The 19204-nt window shown below is 67.6% G+C and carries 17 protein-coding genes and 2 riboswitches; of the genes, 7 read left to right on the forward strand and 10 right to left on the reverse strand.

Going from position 1 to position 19204, the window contains the following annotated elements; translation table 11 throughout:
• Nucleotides 1-126: 126 nt before the first annotated feature.
• The 3 genes from CXZ05_RS15470 to CXZ05_RS15480 form a co-directional block, all read right to left on the reverse strand.
• Nucleotides 127-2112, reverse strand: a complete 1986-nt coding sequence (locus CXZ05_RS15470; protein ID WP_102973434.1) for a hypothetical protein — start codon at nucleotides 2110-2112, stop codon at nucleotides 127-129.
• Nucleotides 2113-2550: 438 nt separating this feature from the next.
• Nucleotides 2551-2814, reverse strand: coding sequence for a DUF4235 domain-containing protein (locus CXZ05_RS15475; protein WP_102973435.1), 264 nt, complete (start codon nucleotides 2812-2814; stop codon nucleotides 2551-2553).
• Nucleotides 2815-2850: 36 nt separating this feature from the next.
• Nucleotides 2851-3402: a heme-degrading domain-containing protein gene (locus tag CXZ05_RS15480; protein WP_102973436.1), complete on the reverse strand. Its 552-nt coding sequence runs from the start codon at nucleotides 3400-3402 to the stop codon at nucleotides 2851-2853.
• 118 nt (nucleotides 3403-3520) lie between these two features.
• A riboswitch (TPP riboswitch) is annotated at nucleotides 3521-3664 on the forward strand.
• A gap of 72 nt (nucleotides 3665-3736) precedes the next feature.
• On the opposite strand from CXZ05_RS15480, the gene CXZ05_RS15485 reads away from it, so the two are divergent.
• The 3 genes from CXZ05_RS15485 to CXZ05_RS15495 are packed head-to-tail and all read left to right on the forward strand — an operon-like array spanning nucleotide 3737 to nucleotide 6761.
• Entirely contained in the window at nucleotides 3737-4357 is a 621-nt protein-coding gene (locus CXZ05_RS15485; protein ID WP_102973527.1) for an ECF transporter S component, read from the forward strand.
• Nucleotides 4357-5961: an ABC transporter ATP-binding protein gene (locus CXZ05_RS15490; protein ID WP_102973437.1), complete on the forward strand. Its 1605-nt coding sequence runs from the start codon at nucleotides 4357-4359 to the stop codon at nucleotides 5959-5961. The genes CXZ05_RS15485 and CXZ05_RS15490 overlap by 1 nt, the downstream gene beginning before the upstream one ends.
• Nucleotides 5958-6761, forward strand: coding sequence for an energy-coupling factor transporter transmembrane protein EcfT (locus CXZ05_RS15495; RefSeq protein ID WP_102973438.1), 804 nt, complete (start codon nucleotides 5958-5960; stop codon nucleotides 6759-6761). The genes CXZ05_RS15490 and CXZ05_RS15495 overlap by 4 nt, the downstream gene beginning before the upstream one ends.
• Here CXZ05_RS15495 and CXZ05_RS15500 read toward each other — a convergent pair.
• Nucleotides 6758-7270 carry a GNAT family N-acetyltransferase gene (locus CXZ05_RS15500; protein ID WP_102973439.1) on the reverse strand — a complete coding sequence of 171 codons (513 nt, stop codon included), beginning with the start codon at nucleotides 7268-7270 and terminating at the stop codon, nucleotides 6758-6760. The two genes, CXZ05_RS15495 and CXZ05_RS15500, sit on opposite strands and share 4 nt — an antisense overlap.
• 29 nt (nucleotides 7271-7299) lie before the next feature.
• Complete coding sequence (locus CXZ05_RS15505; protein ID WP_102973440.1) at nucleotides 7300-8220, reverse strand: hypothetical protein; 921 nt, start codon at nucleotides 8218-8220, stop codon at nucleotides 7300-7302.
• A gap of 238 nt (nucleotides 8221-8458) precedes the next feature.
• Here CXZ05_RS15505 and CXZ05_RS15510 point away from each other — a divergent pair, with 238 nt between their 5' ends.
• The 3 genes from CXZ05_RS15510 (at nucleotide 8459) to CXZ05_RS15520 (ending at nucleotide 12189) form a co-directional block, all read left to right on the forward strand.
• Nucleotides 8459-9982: a UDP-N-acetylglucosamine 1-carboxyvinyltransferase gene (locus tag CXZ05_RS15510; RefSeq protein ID WP_102973441.1), complete on the forward strand. Its 1524-nt coding sequence runs from the start codon at nucleotides 8459-8461 to the stop codon at nucleotides 9980-9982.
• A gap of 123 nt (nucleotides 9983-10105) precedes the next feature.
• Entirely contained in the window at nucleotides 10106-11341 is a 1236-nt protein-coding gene (locus CXZ05_RS15515) for a glutamate--cysteine ligase (RefSeq protein WP_102973442.1), read from the forward strand.
• Nucleotides 11342-11532: 191 nt separating this feature from the next.
• On the forward strand, nucleotides 11533-12189 hold the full coding sequence (locus CXZ05_RS15520) for an aspartate/glutamate racemase family protein (RefSeq protein ID WP_102973443.1): 657 nt from the start codon (nucleotides 11533-11535) through the stop codon (nucleotides 12187-12189).
• A 2-nt stretch (nucleotides 12190-12191) separates the two neighbouring features.
• Here the strand turns inward: CXZ05_RS15520 and CXZ05_RS15525 are convergent, their stop codons facing one another.
• The 5 genes from CXZ05_RS15525 to CXZ05_RS15545 all read right to left on the reverse strand — a co-directional run bounded on the left by CXZ05_RS15525 (nucleotide 12192) and on the right by CXZ05_RS15545 (nucleotide 17566).
• On the reverse strand, nucleotides 12192-14723 hold the full coding sequence (locus CXZ05_RS15525; RefSeq protein WP_102973444.1) for an AMP-binding protein: 2532 nt from the start codon (nucleotides 14721-14723) through the stop codon (nucleotides 12192-12194).
• A 165-nt stretch (nucleotides 14724-14888) separates the two neighbouring features.
• A complete protein-coding gene (locus CXZ05_RS15530; protein WP_102973445.1) occupies nucleotides 14889-15314 on the reverse strand; it encodes a YegP family protein in 426 nt (141 codons plus the stop codon).
• Nucleotides 15315-15640: 326 nt separating this feature from the next.
• Nucleotides 15641-16849, reverse strand: a complete 1209-nt coding sequence (locus CXZ05_RS15535) for an O-succinylhomoserine sulfhydrylase (RefSeq protein ID WP_102973446.1) — start codon at nucleotides 16847-16849, stop codon at nucleotides 15641-15643.
• A gap of 1 nt (nucleotide 16850) precedes the next feature.
• The gene (locus tag CXZ05_RS15540) at nucleotides 16851-17261 is read right to left on the reverse strand and encodes a rhodanese-like domain-containing protein (RefSeq protein WP_102973447.1); all 411 of its coding nucleotides are present in this window, start codon (nucleotides 17259-17261) and stop codon (nucleotides 16851-16853) included.
• Nucleotides 17258-17566, reverse strand: coding sequence for a DUF1737 domain-containing protein (locus CXZ05_RS15545; protein WP_180987413.1), 309 nt, complete (start codon nucleotides 17564-17566; stop codon nucleotides 17258-17260). Before CXZ05_RS15545 ends, CXZ05_RS15540 begins: the two co-directional genes overlap by 4 nt.
• Before the next feature lie 13 nt (nucleotides 17567-17579).
• Nucleotides 17580-17694, reverse strand: a riboswitch (SAM riboswitch).
• Between the two features lie 164 nt (nucleotides 17695-17858).
• On the opposite strand from CXZ05_RS15545, the gene CXZ05_RS15550 reads away from it, so the two are divergent.
• Nucleotides 17859-19154, forward strand: coding sequence for an NtaA/DmoA family FMN-dependent monooxygenase (locus CXZ05_RS15550; RefSeq protein WP_102973448.1), 1296 nt, complete (start codon nucleotides 17859-17861; stop codon nucleotides 19152-19154).
• Nucleotides 19155-19204 lie beyond the last annotated feature (50 nt).

Here is a 19204-nt window from a genome sequence, read left to right on the forward strand (position 1 = left end):
AACCCGGCGACCTGCTCGAAGGGGTTGGGGACTGAACAACATCCTTAAACGGGTCGGGCCCCGCCTGCTGTGCAGACGGGGCCCGACCCGTAGTGGCGGATCGCTCGATCTACCGGATCGCTCGATCTACCGGGTGGCGAGCACCCCGGTTGCCGTGCCGCCGCGGCTTGACTGGACCAGGACGCTGGTGATCTGCCGGTTCGGTCCCGGCTTGGCCCGGTAGGACCAGGCGCCGAGGGTGTCCACCTGTGCTGTGCCGATCTTGGTGACGGCCCGGCCGGGTGTGGTGTCGTAGATGACCACAGTGGTGGCGGGGACCAGGACTGCTGCGTTGCCGGCCAGTGTCGAGGTTCCCGTGACTCGCAGTTCGGTGCCCACCCGGTGGCGGGAGCCGGCGACGGTAACTGTATCGGTCTGGACCGTGAGGTTTACTGTTGCCGGGGCGCTGCCGATGCCGTTCTTGTCCGTGACGATCAACTGCATGACAACTGGTCCATTGGTGCTGGCGGCCAGGGGTGCGGTATCCGTGTTCTTGGCCCAGAAGGGGAGGGTGATGGTGGGTTTGGCGGTGGTGTCGCCGGAAATGGTAACGGTGGGTCCGCTGAGCTGGGTCCATTTGTAGGTGGCGGCCCCGGTTGAGGTGCTGCCGTCCAGTTGGGCGGTGCCGCCGCGGGTGATGGTGGTCGAAGCGGCGGAGGCTACCGCGGCGGTGGGCTGGGTTTCGCCGGTGACGGGTCCGCTGCCGGTGTCGACGACGGGACCGGGGTCCGGGGCGGGGGTGACGGGGTCCAGCCCGGCCGGTGTTGCCGCGCCGCCAGAAACGGTCACGGGCAGGGTGGCGGTGCCTCCGGCTGGGGTTTTCACGGTGACGGTTGCCGGCGGGGCCTTCACTGGCCAGGATTTCTCGGCGCCGGTTCCGGTGGCCGATGCTTCCATGGTTCCGAGCCCGGTGACGGTGAGCGGGTAGCCGGCTGTGGAGGTGGCGCCCACGGTGAGGTTGGTGCCGTCGTAGATGGCTTTGGTGATCATGACGCCGCTGGGTTTGGTGACGTTGATCTGGCTGCTGCTGGCGGGCTTGTCGCCGATGTTGGTGATCTTCACTGTGGCCGGTGCGGTGCCGGTGACCTGGAGCCGGGCGTAGTACCGGCCGGTGTCGGGGTCGCTGAGCATGGGGGTGGTTTCGAAAAGCCCGGTCTGCCCGTCGATCTGGAGCTGGGCGCCGTTGCCGCTGCTGGCGAACACGTCGATCATGTTGCCGTTCAGGACGGCGCTGTCGCCGTTGACGCCCTGGTTGGTGGAGATCTTGCCCTGGACGGTGAACTGGTCTGTTTCCAGGGCCAGGCCGCCGCCGTTGACGGAGAACTTGTTGTAGCCGGTGGGGCTTCCGGTGACGGTGTGGTCCTGGCCCGGGTCTCCGAGGTAGCCGGCAGGTGCGGCGGGCGCGGCGGCCGGGTCCCATTTCAGGAACGGTCCGATGTTGCTCTTCAGTGCTGTGGTGAAGTTGCCTGCTGCGGGTGAGATGTCTTCGACGAGCTTGCCGGCCCCCGTCCCGTCGGTGTCGATGGTGATGGTGCCGTAGGGGTGCTGGAAGGTCAGGGTGGTGTTGGCCGGCGCGCCCTTGACGACGATGCGCTGGCGGCCGAAGACCACCTGGTCGCCTTCGGTGACGGTGTTGGCGAACGCTGCCTCCAGGCCGAGGACCAGGACGGCCTTGCCGCCGCCGGGAAGGGCCAGTTCGGAGCCTGCGAGCATGTAGAACGCCTCGTCCGGGAAGTTGCCCGGGAACGAGATGGGTGCGGTCTCGTCCGGGATGTCCCCGGGCAGGAAACCGCAGAGCGGGTTCTCCGCGTCCAAGCACAGCTCGACGCGCGTTTTGTTGCTGTCTTCGTACCAGGACGGAAAGCCGTACTCGGTGTTGACGGGTCCGACGGCGGTCAGCTTGTTCAGGTTTGTCTGGGTTACCTGGGTTGCCGCCAAGGAGGCGCCTGCCCCCGTCGCCGCAAGCAGGACGGCCGTGGCGGCAGCAACACTGCGGCGGCGGGTTGCAAGCAGTGGTGATGAAAACAGCTGGCCCAGGCGTTCGGTTGCCGGGCCTTGTGGGGTGGGTACCATTTCTTGTCTCCTTTGAAAGGGGGCCATGGCATCCACTAAAAACGGGCAGGGTTGGGGAAACGTTCGGGTTCCGGGTTGGAAAAACCTTGGAAGCCGCCGCATCGGGCCGTTAGTGAGGGGGCCCGGCAGTCTCACCCGGCGCAACGGGCACGCCGCCGCATGTAAAGCACTGCCCCGGGTACCCTGCCGGCGTACGGGGCTTGCCGTCATCTGACAGGGCGTGCCCTTGTGACCGTGCACATGAACGGACCCGGCGCCGCAGGGTTGCGGTGCCGGGTCCGGCTGTTGCGAGCCTGGCCGAGGTCATCAGCACTGCCAGGTTCAGAACAGGTATAGATTGGCCTGCCGGGCTTGGAGAAACCCGGTACGGTTGTGGAACTGGCTGTGGGGGGACCCACCCCATGTGGGGGGCGCAGGCCGCGTTGGCGGGTGCAGGGACTAGACGATGTCCTGGGTCTTGGCGAAGCGGGTGATGGCCCGCTGTGTGCCGCGGTTCGCCAGCACCTGGATAACTGCGCTCACGGAGGCGGAGACGAGGGCGAACGTGAGGGCCGTGCGCAGCGTGGTGGGGACGTCGTCCTTGTCTCCCTTGGGGGGCTTCCGGCCCGTGATTTTTTCCCAGATCGTGTCGACGGCCTTGGTGCCGGCGAACCCTGCCAGCAGGCTGATGCCTGTGCCAAGCAGTTTTATGAAGAAACTCATTTCGGAACTCCTCGCGTGATGAACACTGGTCTTTCCTTAGCCTAGCCGCATGGACCGGTGGATCTCCCGCAACGCTTGCACCACGAGGTCGTGGTCCGCCTTCTGCGGCAGCCCGGACACGGTAACCACAGCCACCGCCCCCACATCCCGCACGTAGACGGGGAAGGCTCCGCCGTGGGCAGCGAAAGCGGACTGGTCGAACCAGGCGTTGTCCTCGATCCGTCCGCCGCCGGCCCTGCCGCGCAGGCCCACCAGCAGTGACGGCTCCTCGTAGCGCACGGCAGTCCGCTGCTTGGCCCGCACCCAGCCTTCGTTGTCCGGGGTGGCACCCTCGAGCGCCACATGGAAGAGCACCTGCTCCCCCTTGGTGATGTCGATGGCGATGGGCAGGTTGTCCTCCTTGCCCCGTTCGACCAGTTCCAGGCCCAGCGCCAGGGCATCGTCCTTGCTGAACCTCGGGAACTGCAGTTCAGCGATCTCCCCTGCGATCTGCCCGATCAGGGCTTCCAGTGCTCCCGCCGGCTGTCCTTCGGAGGAATCGGGGTCAAAGGCGGGCAGGGCAGCGCTGCCGGAGTCCTGTTGCGTCATGGCCTCAATCTACTCCGGACGGCAGTCCCGACACCGCATGAAAACTCCCGCATTGTGACAGCGCCCCCGGTTTACGGGCCGGGCGAGGTGTAAACTGGATCAGCCCACAAGGGCAGATTTATCACGACAGGGGAGCGCCGCCGTCGGGATGCAAAGGCAACTGCCAGCGCAACCGTGGATGGGCGCTGAGAGTGCGGACAGCCGCAGACCCTCGAACCTGATCCGGCTAGTACCGGCGCAAGGGAGTCGAGTTCTCAAAGTGCCCGGCAGCACGTGGCCCAGCCACCGGCAGCCGGGGGAACGCTTTCCCCTCCTGTTCCTCAGGAGGACCATCATGACAACTGCAGCAATCAAGAAGACCGGCTACAACTGGCGCGTGGCTGACATCGTGGTGGCGGCGCTCATCGCCGTTGCCGGCGGCGTGATCTTCTGGGCCTGGTCCCAGGGCGCCAACCTCATCTCCACCCCCGTCAACGCCGTCTACCCGCCCCTGACCGGCCTGTACGCCGGCGGCTGGATGATTCCGGCCGTGCTGGGCATGCTCATCATCCGCAAGCCCGGTGCTGCCCTGTTCTGCGAAACGGTGGCGGCCACGGGTGAGTTGCTCATGGGCTCGCAGTACGGCACCACGGTGCTCATTTCCGGTGTTCTCCAGGGCCTTGGCGCGGAGCTCGTGTTCGCCGCTCTGGTGTACAAGAAATTCAACCTCCCCGCCTCGCTGCTGGCCGGCGCCGGCGCCGGGCTCTTCTGCGGCCTGAACGATTCGTTCCTGCCGTGGGGCTGGAACATCGCCTACGCAGCCGGCGACAAGCTCGCGTACATCGTGTTCTGCGCCATCTCCGGTGCCGTCATCGCGGGGGCCCTGTCCTGGATCGCCACCCGCGGCCTGGCCAAGACCGGCGTGCTGAGCTCCTTCGCGTCCCGCAAGGCAGCCACGGAGCCCGTCTTCTCCTGATGCCTGAAAATCACGACGGCGGTGTCCGCCCCGCCGCGGTCACCGCCCGCGGCTGGGGCTGGCGCCACGCCGGCCGGTCCAAACCCGCGGTTCACGCCCTCGACCTGGACATCCGTCCAGGTGAACGGGTCCTGCTGCTGGGCCCGTCCGGGGCCGGCAAGTCCACGCTGCTTCACGCCCTCGCGGGTGTGCTGGGGGACAGTGACGCGGACGACGCCGGCACTTCCGACCGTGACGACGCGGACGAGAGCGGAGAGCTGCTCATCGACGGTGCGCCGCCCCGTTCCCGGCGCGGCCGCGCCGGGCTCATGCAGCAGGACCCGGAAACGCAGGTGGTGCTCTCGCGCCTCGGTGACGACGTCGCCTTCGGCGCCGAGAACCTCTCGGTGCCCCGCGACGAGATCTGGCGCCGCGTACACGAGGCACTGGACGACGTCGGACTGTCGCACCTTCCCCTGAACCACCCGACGTCGGCCCTGTCCGGCGGCCAGAAACAGCGCCTGGCGCTCGCCGGCATCCTGGCGATGCGGCCGGGACTCCTCCTCCTGGACGAGCCCACCGCGAACCTCGACCCGGAAGGCGTCCTGGAAGTCCGGGACGCCGTGGGCCGCTGCCTCGACAAGACCGGGGCCACCCTGGTGGTGGTGGAACACCGGGTAGCTGCCTGGAAAGACCTTGTGGACCGGATCGTGGTCCTGCAGCCAGGGTCCGCCGCGGACGGCGCGGTGCTGATCGACGGGACTCCGGACGAGGTTCTCGAGCAGGCGCGCGGGATGCTCACCGCTGCCGGCGTCTGGGTCCCCGGCTACGTTCCTGAGACCCGGCGCCGTTCAGGTGCCGCCCTTACGCCGCCCTCGGGGCATAACGCCGGCCAGCTGCTGCTGGCGGCCGAAACGCTTGCCGTGTCGCGGGAACGTCCACGCCGCCGCGGCTTCCGGTCCGTACCCCCGGAGCCCGTGCTGCGCGACGTCACAGCGCAGGTCCGGGCGGGCGAGGCGCTGACCGTCACAGGTCCCAACGGCGCCGGCAAGTCCACCTTTGCGCTGACCCTCGCCGGGCTTTTGCCGCCGGTGGCCGGCAAGGTCTCCGCGACGGTTGAGCTGAGCGCCGGAGCCGGGATCGACCCGTACCAGTGGAGGGCGGAGCAGCTGATCGCCCGGATCGGCACGGTGTTCCAGGAGCCCGAGCACCAGTTCGTCACCGGCCGCGTCCTGGACGAGCTGCAGTTCGGGCCGCGCCATCTGGGCCACGGCGAAGAGCGCGTCGACGAGCTGCTGGAGCGGCTGCGCCTCACGCATCTCGTGGACGCCAACCCATACACCCTCTCCGGCGGGGAGAAACGCAGGCTGTCCGTGGCCACCGTCCTGGCGGCGCACCCGCAGGTGCTGGTGCTGGACGAGCCCACCTTCGGCCAGGACGCCAACACCTGGGCGGAGCTCGCCTCATTCCTTTCGGAACTGCTCGATGCCGGCACGGCTGTGGTATCCGTGACCCACGACGAGGAGTTCACCCAGGTGCTTGGCGGCACCGAGCTGCGTCTGGGCTCCGGCGGCCGGCTGGAGCCCAGACCCGCCGAGCCAACGTCGGAACAGGCCGCGACATGAGGGACGCACTGACGCTTGCCGGAAATCGGGCGGTGCTGACCCGCGCAAATCCGCTGGCCAAGTTTGCCGCGGTCTTCCTGATCACCCTCGTCCTGGCGCTGTCCATCGACTGGATGTCGGCGTCGGTGGCGCTCGTGTGCGAGCTGCTGGTCTTCCCGCTGGCCGGCCTGACGTTCTCGCTGCTGTGGCAGCGCGGCTGGCCGCTGATCCTTGCGGCCGCCGTGGGCGGCTGGAGCACCTCCATACTGTCGGCGGACAGCGGGAGGATACTGCTCGACGTCGGCCTCTGGTCCATGAGCGAAGGTTCCCTTCAGCTGGGGCTGGGTTTTCTGCTGCGGGGCCTGGCCATTGCCCTGCCTGCGGTGCTGCTGATGAGCTGCACCGATCCCACCGACCTGGCGGACGCCTTGGCGCAAAAGGCTCGGCTGCCGCACCGCTTTGTGCTGGGTACCCTGGCCGCCATGCGGCTGGTCGGACTGATGGCCGAGGAATGGCAGACCATCGGCATGGCCCGGCGCGCCCGCGGCGTCGGATCGCGCGGCAACCCGTGGCAACGGATGCGGGCCACCCTGGGGCAGAGCTTCGGCCTCCTGGTCCAGGCCATCCGCCGCGCCACCCGGCTTGCCGTGACGATGGAAGCCCGCGGCTTCGGCGGTGCCAGCCGGACCTGGGCTCGCCCGTCCACCTACAGTGTGCTGGACGTCTGGGTGGTGCTCGGCGGAGTGCTGATCGCTGGCGGCGCCGTGGCTGCGGCGCTGTGGGCCGGCACCTGGAACATGGTGTGGCTGGAGGGCTCCTAACCCGCCGGGCGGGCCAGCCCGGCGGGCCGCGCCATCCGGACCTCGGCCAGCCCCTCCCAGTCTTCGATCGTGTCCCTGGCGCCGGTGAAGTCAAAGCCCTGGCGCTGGTAGAAGGCCTGGGCGCGCGGGTTGTCCGCGGCGACCCACAGCGCTGCCGCTTCGTTTCCGATCGCAGCCTCGAGCAGGGCCTGGCCGAGCCCCCTGCCCTGGTGGGACGTGAGGAGGTAGATGCCCCAGAGCTCGGTCTGCTCCCTCAGCCCCTTCGCGGGCGGAAGGGAACCGGCAAACCCCACCAGCTTCCCGGCGTCGTCCGCTACGAACTGCCGGCCCGCATGCGGGCCGGCCAAAAGGTGCCGCCACATCTCCAGCCGCTCTTCCACGCTTTGCCTGGCCATGAAGCCGGGTGACAGCAGGCGCGTGTAGGTTTCGCGCCAGCATTCCACGTGGAGCCGGGCCAGGGCCTCGGCGTCTTCGGGCGCGGCCCGGCGGATGCTGCAGGTGTGGTCCATGGGGCGAGTCTAAATGTTCGCGGCGGGCGTCAAATGCAGGAGTGGTTGTAGTCGAAGCCGTCGGCCACGAACTGGGTGAGGACTACTTTGCCGCCCGCCGTAAGGGGCGGCGCGGAACACATGCTCGTCGCGTCGGCGGGGGTGCGCGCCCCGGCCAGCCAGCTCGGCAGGGAGTAGAGGCTGCTGGCCGAACCGACCTCGCCCACGATCTGTCCCCACTGCCGCGCCGAGGAGTAGATGCCCACCCTGGCCCCGATGCTGTGGAAAAAGTCGGTCATGCCCTCCAGGTCCGCCCGGTTGGCATTCCTGTCGCCTGACCAGCTGTTGCCCGTCTCGACATCCAGCCACCAGAGGTACGTCTCAGGGTCGGGGATGGTCCGAAGGTACGCGTCGTCGAAGGCTTTCGCATACCCGTACAAGTAGGCGCACGCCGCGTCCTCCTTGCCCTGGCAGGTGCCATAGGGGTTGGCCAGGGACTTGCCGCCGTACTCGTTGTTCGCTGGCCACCAGGAGCCGCGCCGCCCGGGATTCGCGGTGTTCACGTAGAGCGCGAGGCGGGGCTGGCCCGTCCCTCCAGCTGCGTCCTCCGCCCAGTTAAGCTGCTGGTGGAGGCAGGGGTTGGTGGTGTTGGCGAGCCCGTTGTTGACTCCGACAATCGCGAACGCAGGCTCGTCGGGCAGCTCGCCGCTGCACTGCGGCCAGGAGACGTCGTTGCCCAAGGGGACCCTGCCGGGCTCTGGCGGCTGCGCCCGCGCCGCGCCGCTGGAAGTGGCGGAAGTCCTGGGTGAGGCCAGGGTGACGGCTGATTCGGGTGCCGGCGGCGCGCCGTCGTCGAGCCTCGGTCCCGGGATGAAGCCCACGGCTGTGGCGACCACGAAGGACAGCAGTGCTGAGGCCGGACGCCCGACGGGGTGGTTCCTGCCCCGCGCGGCGGAGCTGAAAATGGACACGGCGGCCTCCCATCCCTCATGGCCGCAACAGGTACCGCTAGCTTGCTCCCGGATGCGGGGCCGGGTCAAGGCCGCTGCACGGTCCTTGACCGGGGTTGCACAGGCCCTCACAGGTTCTGTCACACTGCTGTGGCCCGTTATTGGATGCTTATGCGTGTAACGGGTATATCACGGGGTCCACCACCCTGCGAAAGGCGCTTGAGGCGACTAAATAACTCATATCTGATATATTCGTCCCATGACGCAACAGACTGTTGAACACGTTGGCCTTCTGCTCCGCGACGCCCGCGGCCAGAAGGGGTGGACCCAGGGCCAGCTCGCCGCGGAACTCGGCACCAGCCAAAGTGCTGTGGCCCGCATGGAACAGGGCAAGCAGAACCTGAGCCTGAAAATGATCCAGCGACTGGAGGCCATCTTCGGCCGCAGCTTTGTCCAGCTCGGCAAATCCCAGATGACCCACCTCCGCGTGGAGGGCGGCAGGACGCTTTCGGGCTCCGTCGACGTCAACACCAGCAAGAACGCCGGAGTCGCCCTGCTCTGTGCCAGCCTCATCAACCGCGGCACCACCACGCTGCGCCGGCTGGCCCGCATCGAGGAAGTCAACCGCATCGTCGAGGTCCTGAGCAGCATCGGCGTCGAATGTACCTGGCTCAACGACAACGACCTCCGCCTCCGCCGCCCCGCGGACCTTGACCTGGCGTCCATGGACGCCGAGGCAGCACGCCGGACCCGCAGCGTCATCATGCTGCTGGGCCCGCTGCTCGATGAGACGGACGAATACCGGCTGCCCTACGCCGGCGGCTGCGATCTGGGCATCCGCACCGTGGAGCCGCACATGCAGGCACTGCGGCAGTTCGGTCTGTCCGTGGAGGCCAGTTCAGGCTTCTACAGCGTGCAGGCGCCGCAGACCGACGAACTGGACAGGTCCTTCGTGCTGACCGAGCGCGGTGACACCGTGACGGAGAATGCCATCATGGCCGCCGCCCACCGCTGCGGCACGACGGTCATCCGCAACGCCAGCCCCAACTACATGGTCCAGGACCTCTGCTTCTACCTGCAGCGCCTGGGTGTGGAGATCGACGGCGTCGGAACCACCACGCTGAAGATCACCGGCAAACCTACCATCGACGTCGACATCGAGTACTTCCCCTCGGAAGACCCCATCGAGGCGATGAGCCTCATCACCGCCGGCATCGTCACCAACTCAGAGGTGACCATCCGCCGGGTGCCCATCGAATTCATGGAAATCGAGCTGGCCACCCTGGAACAGATGGGCCAGCAGCTGGAGGTCTCCGGCGAGTACATGGCCCGCAACGGGCGCACCCGGCTGGTGGACGTGACCACCAAGCCCTCGGAGCTGCGCGCGCCGGAGGACAAGATCCACCCGATGCCGTTCCCCGGGCTCAACATCGACAACCTGCCGTTCTTCGCGGTGATCGCGGGCAACGCCGAGGGCCAGACCATGATCCACGACTGGGTCTACGAGAACCGTGCGATCTACCTGACGGAGCTGAACAAGCTGGGCGCGCGGATACAGTTGCTGGACCCGCACCGCATCTACGTCAACGGCCCCACGCGCTGGCGTGCCGCGGAGGTGGGCTGCCCGCCCGCGCTGCGTCCCGCTGCCTGCCTCCTCCTGGCGATGCTGGCGGCCCGGGGGGTTTCCGAGCTGCGCAACATCTACGTCATCGAGCGCGGCTACGAGGACCTGGCGGAGCGGCTCAACACCATCGGCGCCAAGATCGAGTACTTCCAGGACTGACGTTAAACCAAGCGCGAACGGACACTTCAGCCCCCTTTGCCCCGGCCGGTTTGGGGCCCGAGGTGTCCATTCGCGCTTCGTCATGTCGGGGACGTTTTGGCTGGCCTGGAGCACAATGAAGGCATGCGGACTTTTGGCGTGGAGGAAGAGCTCCTGATCGTGGATCCGGACAGCGGGGAGCCGCTGGCGCTCGCCGATGCCCTGCTGGCGCGCCGCAAACTCGCTGCCGACGACGCCCCGGGCAGGCCCCGGCTGGTGAAGAAAAAGGCCGAAACCACGTGCGACGACAACGAGATGGGCCTGAGCGCCGAGCTCAAGCTTGAGCAGATCGAGACGCAGACACGCCCATGCCTGGACCATGCGGAGCTGCTGCGCCAGATCCGCGCGGGCAGGGCGCTAGCTGACGAAGCCGCCCAGAGCCACGGTGCACGGATTGCCGCCCTGGCCACCTCACCGCTGGCCCTTTCCAGCCACACCACGCCGGATCCGCGCTACGCCAGAATGCTGGAACGGTTCGGCCTGACCGCCCAGGAGCAGCTCACCTGCGGCTTCCATGTCCACACCTACATCGAATCCCCCGACGAAGGCGTGGCGGTGCTGGACAGGATCCGGGACAAGCTGGCCGTCCTGATCGCGCTCAGTGCCAACTCCCCGTTCTGGAACGGCGTGGAAACCGGGTTCGAGAGCTACCGGACGCAGGCGTGGAACCGCTGGCCGTCGTCGGGCCCGTCCGCCATCTACGGCAACCTGTCCACCTACCGCCGCGTGGTGGGCCGGCTGCTGGATACCGGGGTGGTGCTGGATGAGGGCATGATCTATTTCGACGCACGACTCTCCCGGAACCATCCCACCGTGGAGGTGCGGGTGGCGGACGTCTGCCTCCGCGCCGAGGATGCCGCGCTGATCGCCGTCCTGGTCCGTGCGCTCGTGGAATCGGCGTGCCGGGAATGGCGTGAGGGTGTGGAGCCGGCACCTGTGCCAACGGTGCTGCTGCGGATGGCCGCCTGGCAGGCGAGCAACTTTGGCCTGCGCGGCGAACTGCTGGACTTCGGCAGCTTCCGGCCCGTGCCTGCCGAGGACGTGGTGAACTCGCTGGTCGACTTCCTGGAGCCGGTGCTGACCGAGAACGGCGAAATTGACCTGGCCCGGCAGGGCGTCGAGGCAATCTTCGCACGCGGTACCGGCGCTGCTGAACAGCGCGGCATCCGCCAGGTGGTGCTGGACAAGGCAGAGCCCGACGACGGCGGGCTGGGCGCCGTCGTCGCGCACGCTGTGCGCGCCACGCACAAGGGAACCGAGGAGTACGTCGGCCCGGATGCCGCGGGCGCGCCTGAACTCTTGCGCGTCCGTCAGCTCTAACGCGAGCGCTTCCCGCCAGTGCGAACGAACACTTAAGCCTCCTCCCTCTCCCTGGGGCGCGCGAACTGGCAGCTAATGCCCTCAAAACGCGCGTTGGAAGGCATTACCTGCCAGTTCGCGCGTGGTAATCCGCCTGAAATGTCGGCTGGCTAGTGTGGCATCACAAGTACCGCCCGGGGAAGGAACGGACCATGCGCGTAGGAATTATCAGGGCTTTAACCACCACCGACCGGCGACTGCTCAACTCACACGGAAAGCTGCTCCGTGCGACCTTCGGCTTTGACGTCACAACCCGGTGCATTCCGGACCAGCCCTCGGGGGTCCACGACGCCGAGTCGTTGCAGCGTGCGGTCCCCAAGGTGGTTGAACTCGCCCTGGACATGGCTCCGGACGTCGACGCGCTGGTCATCAGCTGCGCCGCCGATCCCGGTTTGCCGGAGGTGCGTGCCCTGCTGGACATCCCCGTGATCGGTGCCGGCTCCGCGGCGGCTGCGGCAGCCCTCGCCTTCGGCGGCCGGGTGGGCGTGCTTGGCCTCAAGCACTCAGTGCCCGGTCCCATTTCCGACGCCTTGGGCGAGCGTATGCTCCTGATCGACGGCGGCCCCGAGAGTGTGGAGACACCCGACGGCTTTCTGCTCCCCACAGGCATCTTCGACGCGCTCGCTGCCGCGCATATGCTGGTCGACGCCGGAGCGGACATAATCGTAGAGGCCAGCACAGGCCTGACGAGCATCGGCATGGCGGAGGTCCTGCGGCGCAGGCTGCGGATTCCCGTCATTGACCCTGTCACGGCTGCCGGCTCCATGCTTGTCTCCGCCGTTGCCTCCCGCGAGCTTCAGGCCGTTTGAGCTTACGGCTGCTTGAGCCTTCCCCGCAACGACCGCCAGCTGCCCCGGCTTAACAGCCCCATGACACGCGTGCACAGCGCCCAGTAGGCCACCCCGGCCGCCAAGGACGCTGCCACCGCCAGTGCCGGGCTGATTGCTTCCAGCAGCGGGTAGACCAGCCAGTGCACGAGGTACGCGTAGAGGGAAGCGCTGGCCAGCAGGACCGCCAGCCGCTGCAGCCCCCTGGGCAGGGGGATGGTGGGCAGCCAGGTGAGCAGCAGGATTCCGCCAACAAGCGTCAGCTCGCGGTGGGTATCCCCGAAGAAGTATCCGGGGACCGTGAGGATCGGGAGGGCTGACACCGCACACCGCTGGATCACCGTCCGGGCCCGCGCAACGGCCCACCCCAGGGCAAACAGCCACAGGGTTGGCGACGGGTGGGGGATGCCGGGATCAACGATGTCATAGCGCGAGAGCAGCGCGACGCCAGTGACGGCAAGCGGAAAGAGCAGCGGGAACCGCCGCTCCGCCCGGTCCGCCCAGGGTATGGCCAGCAGGGCTGTCATGCCCAGGAGGATGTAGACCAGCACCTCGATGAACCAGAAGTGCCACTGCGTGGTCACCGCTTCGGGGCCGACCACGGAGTTCAGGAGCAGGACATTGGCCAGGGTGTACCGGTCGGTGATCAGGTAGGCCACTCCGATGAAGGCCATGCTGGGCAGTGCCACCCTGGCGACGCTGGTGAGCTGGCGCCTGAACCGGGGAAGCCGTTCCCCGCTGAGCTGGAACCGGGCGAAGTTGTAGCCGGCCACCGCCATGAGCACGTGGGCCATTCCCGGCCATTTCATCAGCCCCACGTGGGTGCCGACGATGAGCACAATGGCCACGGCCCTGAGCACGATGCTGGTTTCGAGGGGGGCAAAGAACCGCCGCATCTTTCCGGCAGGCTTTTTCCCCGCGTGCTGCTCCAGGTTGCGGACCGGCGTCACGTGCCAGTCCGGTGGAAGGTGGCCCAGCAGCTGCTCCAGGCGGACGGACGTGGCCACGTAGGACAGCGAGTCGCCGCCGAGCGAGACGAACGTGTCGCCGTCGCCGATGTCCGGGCGCTCCAGGGTGTCGCGGAAGATCCGCCGCACGTCGTCGGGACCGGCAGCGGGGTCCGGCCCGGGTTTTGAGGGCCCTGGTTCTGACAGCGCAAGGACAGCCGGGTAGTCCACTTTGCCGGTGGCCAGGCGGGGGAGATGCTCGACGGCGTGCAGCTCCAGGGCCGCACGGGGCAGCCCGATGCCTTGGGCCAGGACCTTGGCCAGCAGCTGGGTGTCGTGGCTGCCCTCGACCGCGACGACGAGGCCCTGGTCTGTGCCCGCGCTCGCCGCTTCTACGCCGAGGTCGGCCAGGATGCGCTCCACCTGGCCGAGGTCAACCCGGAGGCCAACGATCTTGACGAACCGGCTGCGCCGCCCCACCACTTCATAGACACCGGCGGGGTGTTTCCGGGCCAGATCGCCGGTGCGGAGTTCGTGGACCGTGCGGCCGGCGCCGAGATCTTCCGGTGTCTCCGCGTAGCCGAGCATGACATTGGGCCCGGTGTAGACGAGTTCGCCGTGCTCGAGGCCCGGCACCGGCTCGATGCGGAAGGCGCCGCCCGGCACCGGGACGCCGATGGCGCCGGGGTGCTCGGCGGCCAGCGCGGGCGGAAGGTAGGCCATCCGGGCGGTGGCTTCCGTCTGGCCGTACATGACGAACAGTTCCCAGCCCTTCCGGCGGCCGAGCTCGGCGTAGCTCTGCACGCGTTCGGGGGCGAGCCGGCCTCCGGCCTGGGTGACATAGCGCAGGCAGGGGAGGTCCATGCCGGCAAAGCCCACCCGTTCCAGCAGTTCGAAGGTGTACGGCACCGCCGCGAACGACGTCGCCCCGCCGGTACGGAAAAGCTCCCAGAAGCACGGGTCAACAACGGACAGGTCCGTGAGCACCAAGCCCGCACCGCGAAGCAGGTGGCTGTTGATCACGGACAGCCCGTAACAGTAGGACATCGGCAGAGTGGTTGCGGCGCGGTCTGCCGGGCCGATGTCCAGGTACTCGGCAATAGACTCCGCATTGGCCTGCAGGTTGGCGGCGGACAGGCGCACGAGCTTGGGCGAGCCCGTGGAACCGGACGTGCTGAGCAGCAGCGCGAGGTCCGGATGGAGGTCGTGCCTGGTTCCGGGCCTGCGCTCCTCAAACACCGTCTCTCCCTTGGCGGGGCGCAGCACGACGTCGGGGTCGTACGCGGCCACCAGGGACTCGAGTGCCGCCGGCTTGTCCTCCGGCAGCAGGATCAGCGGGTGACCGCCGACCAGGGCGGCGAGATACGCCACCAGCGAACCGACGTCGTTCGCCGCAGCCAGTGCCACGAGGCGCCGCTGGCTCCCCAGCCGGAGGGCGAGGGCATCGACCCTGCGTGCCAAGTCCCGGTAGGTGAGGGTGAAGTTGTCGGTGAGAATGGCGGGCCGGTCCCCGTGGCCCGCCAGATCGGCGGCGAAGGACACCCGCGCGAAATCAAGCTGCGTGGTCACCGGAAGAGGATATTAGTTAAGGCTTACCTAAGTAAAACCGGCCAGGTGCCTGTTACGCCATGCGATACTCAGGCTGTGACGGCGTCGTACGAGTTCAGGGCGGCCTAATGGCTCTATCCGGGGCAGTCTGGCTGGCACTTCATGACGAGGTCCGGCTTGTCCTCGTCAGTGCCTAAGGATTGCGGCGGCTAAGCCGCCCCGGTCCACCGGGGACGGCTCTGCCGGTGCCGCCGGCCTGCACAGCGGCGACCCGGGAGCCTCCGACAACGTACGCTTCTTGCCGAATCCCTGCCTGCGGTGGCCGGGCCGCGGCGGGAGAACCTGCGCAGGCACAGGCGCGGGGGCCGAAACGGCCGCCTGAACCGGAGCGGACTCTGTCACCGGAGTTGACTCTGCCACCGGAGCTGCCGCCGCTGACAGGTCCGTAATGAGCCCCGTTCCGGCGCATTCGCGGACGTCGGCGATTCCGGCCGCAGCCGCGCGCTTGTCCTCGAAGGGTGCGGAGATCGCCAGCACGGTTCCGTCGGGGGCCTTCAGCCGGAACCGGAACTGGGACTCCGCGTCAACAAAAACTTCGAAAACTCCGGCCATGGCGGTCCTTCCGGTCAGGGAGGCTGCACGCAGCGTCTTCGCGGCCGCGGCCCCGAACGCATCGCTGCGTCTGTCCTTGGGTGGGGTGCTGAACCGACAGGGTTGATCGGTTCATCGGTGTCATTAGAGTCTGCCCAGTGCACACGGAGCCTAACAAGACCGTCCGTGTAAACCCTGGGTAAACCCTGCTGGTCCACCCACTAAACCGTGCCGCACCCGTGTTCTCAAAGGATGCCAGAAATGAAGGGACCTGCAGCGCAACCCGTGTTCACAGCCCGCCATGGGAAGTAAGAAACAGCATGCCCGCAAGGGCGAGATCTGAAAGCTCAGATCTGCTTAAGCGCCTGCTCCAGGTCCGCGATGAGGTCATCAGCGTCCTCCAGGCCTACGGACAGCCGCACCACTCCATCGCTGAGCCCGATCGCGGCGCGTCCTTCCGGCCCCATGGCCCGGTGCGTCGTGGTGGCGGGATGGGTGATCAGCGACTTGGCGTCGCCCAAATTGTTGGAGATGTCGATGATCTTCAGGGCGTCCAGCAGCGCGAAGGCGGCTTCCTTGCCCGACCGGCCAGCCGTCGTCGCGAGCTCCAGCGTGAGGACGGTGCCGCCGGCCTTCATCTGCTTGGCCGCCAGTTCGTACTGCGGGTGCGACGGGAGCAGCGGGTACTTCACCCAGTTGACAGCGGGCTGGGCCTCCAGCCATTCGGCCAGGCGCAGCGCCGTGGCGGAGGAGTGGTTCACGCGCAGCGCCATGGTCTCCAGGCCCTTGGTGAGGACCCAGGCATTGAATGAGGAGAGCGCCGGGCCAGTGTGGCGCATGAGCTGCTTGACGGGGCCGTCGATGAATTCCTTGGTGCCCAGGATGGCTCCGCCCATCACCCGGCCCTGGCCGTCGATGTGCTTGGTGCCGGAGTAGACCACCACGTCCGCGCCGAGGTCTCCGCAGCGCTGCAGCAGCGGGGTGGCGAAGACGTTGTCCGCCACAACCTTGGCGCCGGCGGCGTGGGCGAGTTCGCTGACCGCCGCGATGTCCACGATTTCCTGCATGGGATTGGACGGGGATTCGAAGAAGACGGCGGTGGTGGGCACCGAGAGGGCCGCGCGCCACTGTTCAAGGTCCGGACCGTCCACGAACACCGTCTCCACACCCCAGCGCGGCAGGATTTCGTTGAGGATCACGAAGCAGGAGCCGAACAAGGAACGGCTGGCGACCACACGGTCCCCGGCCCCGAGCAGGGCGCCCAGGGCGGTGAACACGGCGGACATCCCGGACGCCGTCGCAAAGCACGCCTCGGTGCCTTCGAGCAGGCGGAGCCGTTCCTGGAAGGTGGCCACGGACGGGTTGCCGTAGCGCGAGTAGACGAAGCGTTCGTCCTCGCCGGTGAAGGCGCGCTCCGCGGCCGCGGCGGACTCGTAGACGAACCCGGAGTTGAGGAAAACGGGCTCCGTGGTCTCTTGGAAATTGGTGCGGTCAAGCCCGCCGCGGACGGCCTGGGTATCGGGGCTCCAGCCGGCGGCGTCGTGATTAAAGGTCAACTTAGTTCTTTCCCAGGTTCGTCGGCAGGCCGCGGTTCTTCCAGCCGTTCACGGTGCGCTCACCGTAGCGGTCGGGTTCGCCCTCGAAGCCTTCGAGCACGTTGTAGGCGGTGAAACCGGCCCGGGTGGCGGCGATTGCCGCCGCGATGGAGCGCTGGCCGGAGCGGCACAGGAAAAGCAGCTCCACGCCGGTGTCTTCCGGTGCCTGCTGCTTCAGCTGCTCGACGAAGTCGGGGTTGGGAATGCCGCCGGGAAAGGTCCACTGGATGAACAGCGGATCGTTGTCCGTCGACTTAGTGTCCGGGACACCGATGTGCGCCCATTCACCCTCGGTGCGGACATCCACCAGGACGGCACCTTTTTCGAGCTTGGCCCAGGCGTCCTGCGGGGTGAGGTCTCCGGCGTAGCTCATGCGTGGCCCTCGTAAGCTTCTTCGGCGAGGTCCTCGTCAGAGTCCAGCTGGTCAACGGCGGTGGCGACCGCGGCATCTGCCGTCGCGATGGCGGCAGGCAGGATGACGGCCTGGGCCACGATGACGCCGGTGCCATTGTAGGTGGCGGCAGGGCTGCCGTGCAGCACGTATCCCTCGGCCAGGGCAGCCGAGATGCGCTCACAGAACGCACGGTCGTCCGGTCCCGTGATCAGGCGGTAGGACAGCTTTTCCTCGGGTTTATCCTGCTGGGACGGCAGTGTTGCAACGGCGGGGGCGTCTGACACGACGGATCTCCTTTTCTCACGCTTGCAGCTCGAAGTGGTCGATATGCCGAGTATTCACCTGAGGCACCCCGCCGTGGAAGGAGGGTTGCCGACCGGCCAGTCAGGGCTTAATGCCGGTACTCATTACTCCCCAAAAACGTAACACTGACGACGGCGGCGCGCACCGCCGCCGTCGTCATCTTCCGTAACGCATCAAACTGCAACGGGAGGATAATGACGGGAGATGAACCGCCGTAACGCCGGATGAAACCAGGCCGCAGTGAATGATTCGACCCCGAATACAGTGACTCCCATGCTGCACTTTGGATGGTTTGTGGGCCATGGCTTCGGGGTCCAGGGCTGGGGGACGCCCGGCTACGGAATCGGCTACGACTGGAGGAAGCCCGCCCCCTACCAGCATGCGGTCCGCGAGTTTGAGCGGGCCGGGCTGGACCTGTTCATCATCGAGGACTCCCTCACCGTCCCCGACACCTACGGCGGCAGCGCCGAGGTGTCGCTGGCGCAGGCGTCCTTTGCGCCGAAGCACGATCCGCTGGCACTGGTGCCGTACCTGCTCTCCGCAACGGAACACCTCGGCATTGTGCCCACCATCAGCGCCTCCTTCTACCCGCCGTTCACCGCCGCCCGGCTGCTGGCCACGCTGCAGCACTTCTCCAACGGGCAGCTGGGCTGGAACGTGGTGACCTCCGGCAGCGACCTTGCCGCCCAGAACTACGGACTGGACCAGCAGATCGAGCACGACCTCCGCTACGAGAAAGCCGAGGAGTTCGTGGACGTCGTGCGCAAGCTGTGGCGCAGCTGGGAACCGGACGCCATCCTGGAGGACGCCCGGGCAGGCATCTTCGCGGACCACACCAAGGTCCGGCCGATCCACCACGAGGGGGAGTTCTTCAAGGTCCGCGGGCCGCTTAACACAGCGCCGCTGCCGGAGGAACCGGTGCTGGTGCAGGCCGGTGCATCCCCACGGGGCAAGGCCTTCGCCGGCGCGAACGCAGATGTTGCGATCGCCCTGGCCCGCGGCGCCGACGGCATGAAGGCGTACCGGGACTCCATCCGCGCCGAGGCCGCCGCGGCCGGCCGGAACCCCGACGACGTCAAGGTGCTGTTCGTCCTCAAACCCACCGTGACCGGCTCCAAGGCTGAAGCGGAGGAGCTGCGGGCCGCACGCCGGGAGCTCACCCAGCGGGACATCGACAGCCAACTCAACTCGATCTCCTACCTGTCCGTCATCGACTTCAAGCAGTTCGACCTCGACGCGCCCCTCCCCGAGCTCAGCACCAACAGCAACCAGGGCACCCTGGAGCACTTCTCCAAGGCTGCGCCCCCGGGTTCCACGCTGCGGCAGATCCTGCAGGCCAGAAGCGGTGGCGCGGGCGACAGCATCATCGGCACGGCCGAGGAAATCGCCGACCACCTCGAGGAAACCGGGGCTGCAGTGGGCGGAGACGGGTTCCTCTTCTCCGGCTTCGTCGACCCGTCGACCGTTCACGGGGTGTTGGACAGGCTGGCACCGGTGCTCCGCCGGCGGGGGCTGCTGCGCACGAGCTACGGCGACGGCGGCTTCCGCCGGAACCTGCTGGATTTCTAACGCCATGGCCGGGGCTGGTGCAGTGGCAGGGACCGGGGGACAGGGCGGAC

It is taken from the genome of Arthrobacter sp. AFG20, from assembly GCF_002892795.1.
Lineage (GTDB): Bacteria > Actinomycetota > Actinomycetes > Actinomycetales > Micrococcaceae > Arthrobacter.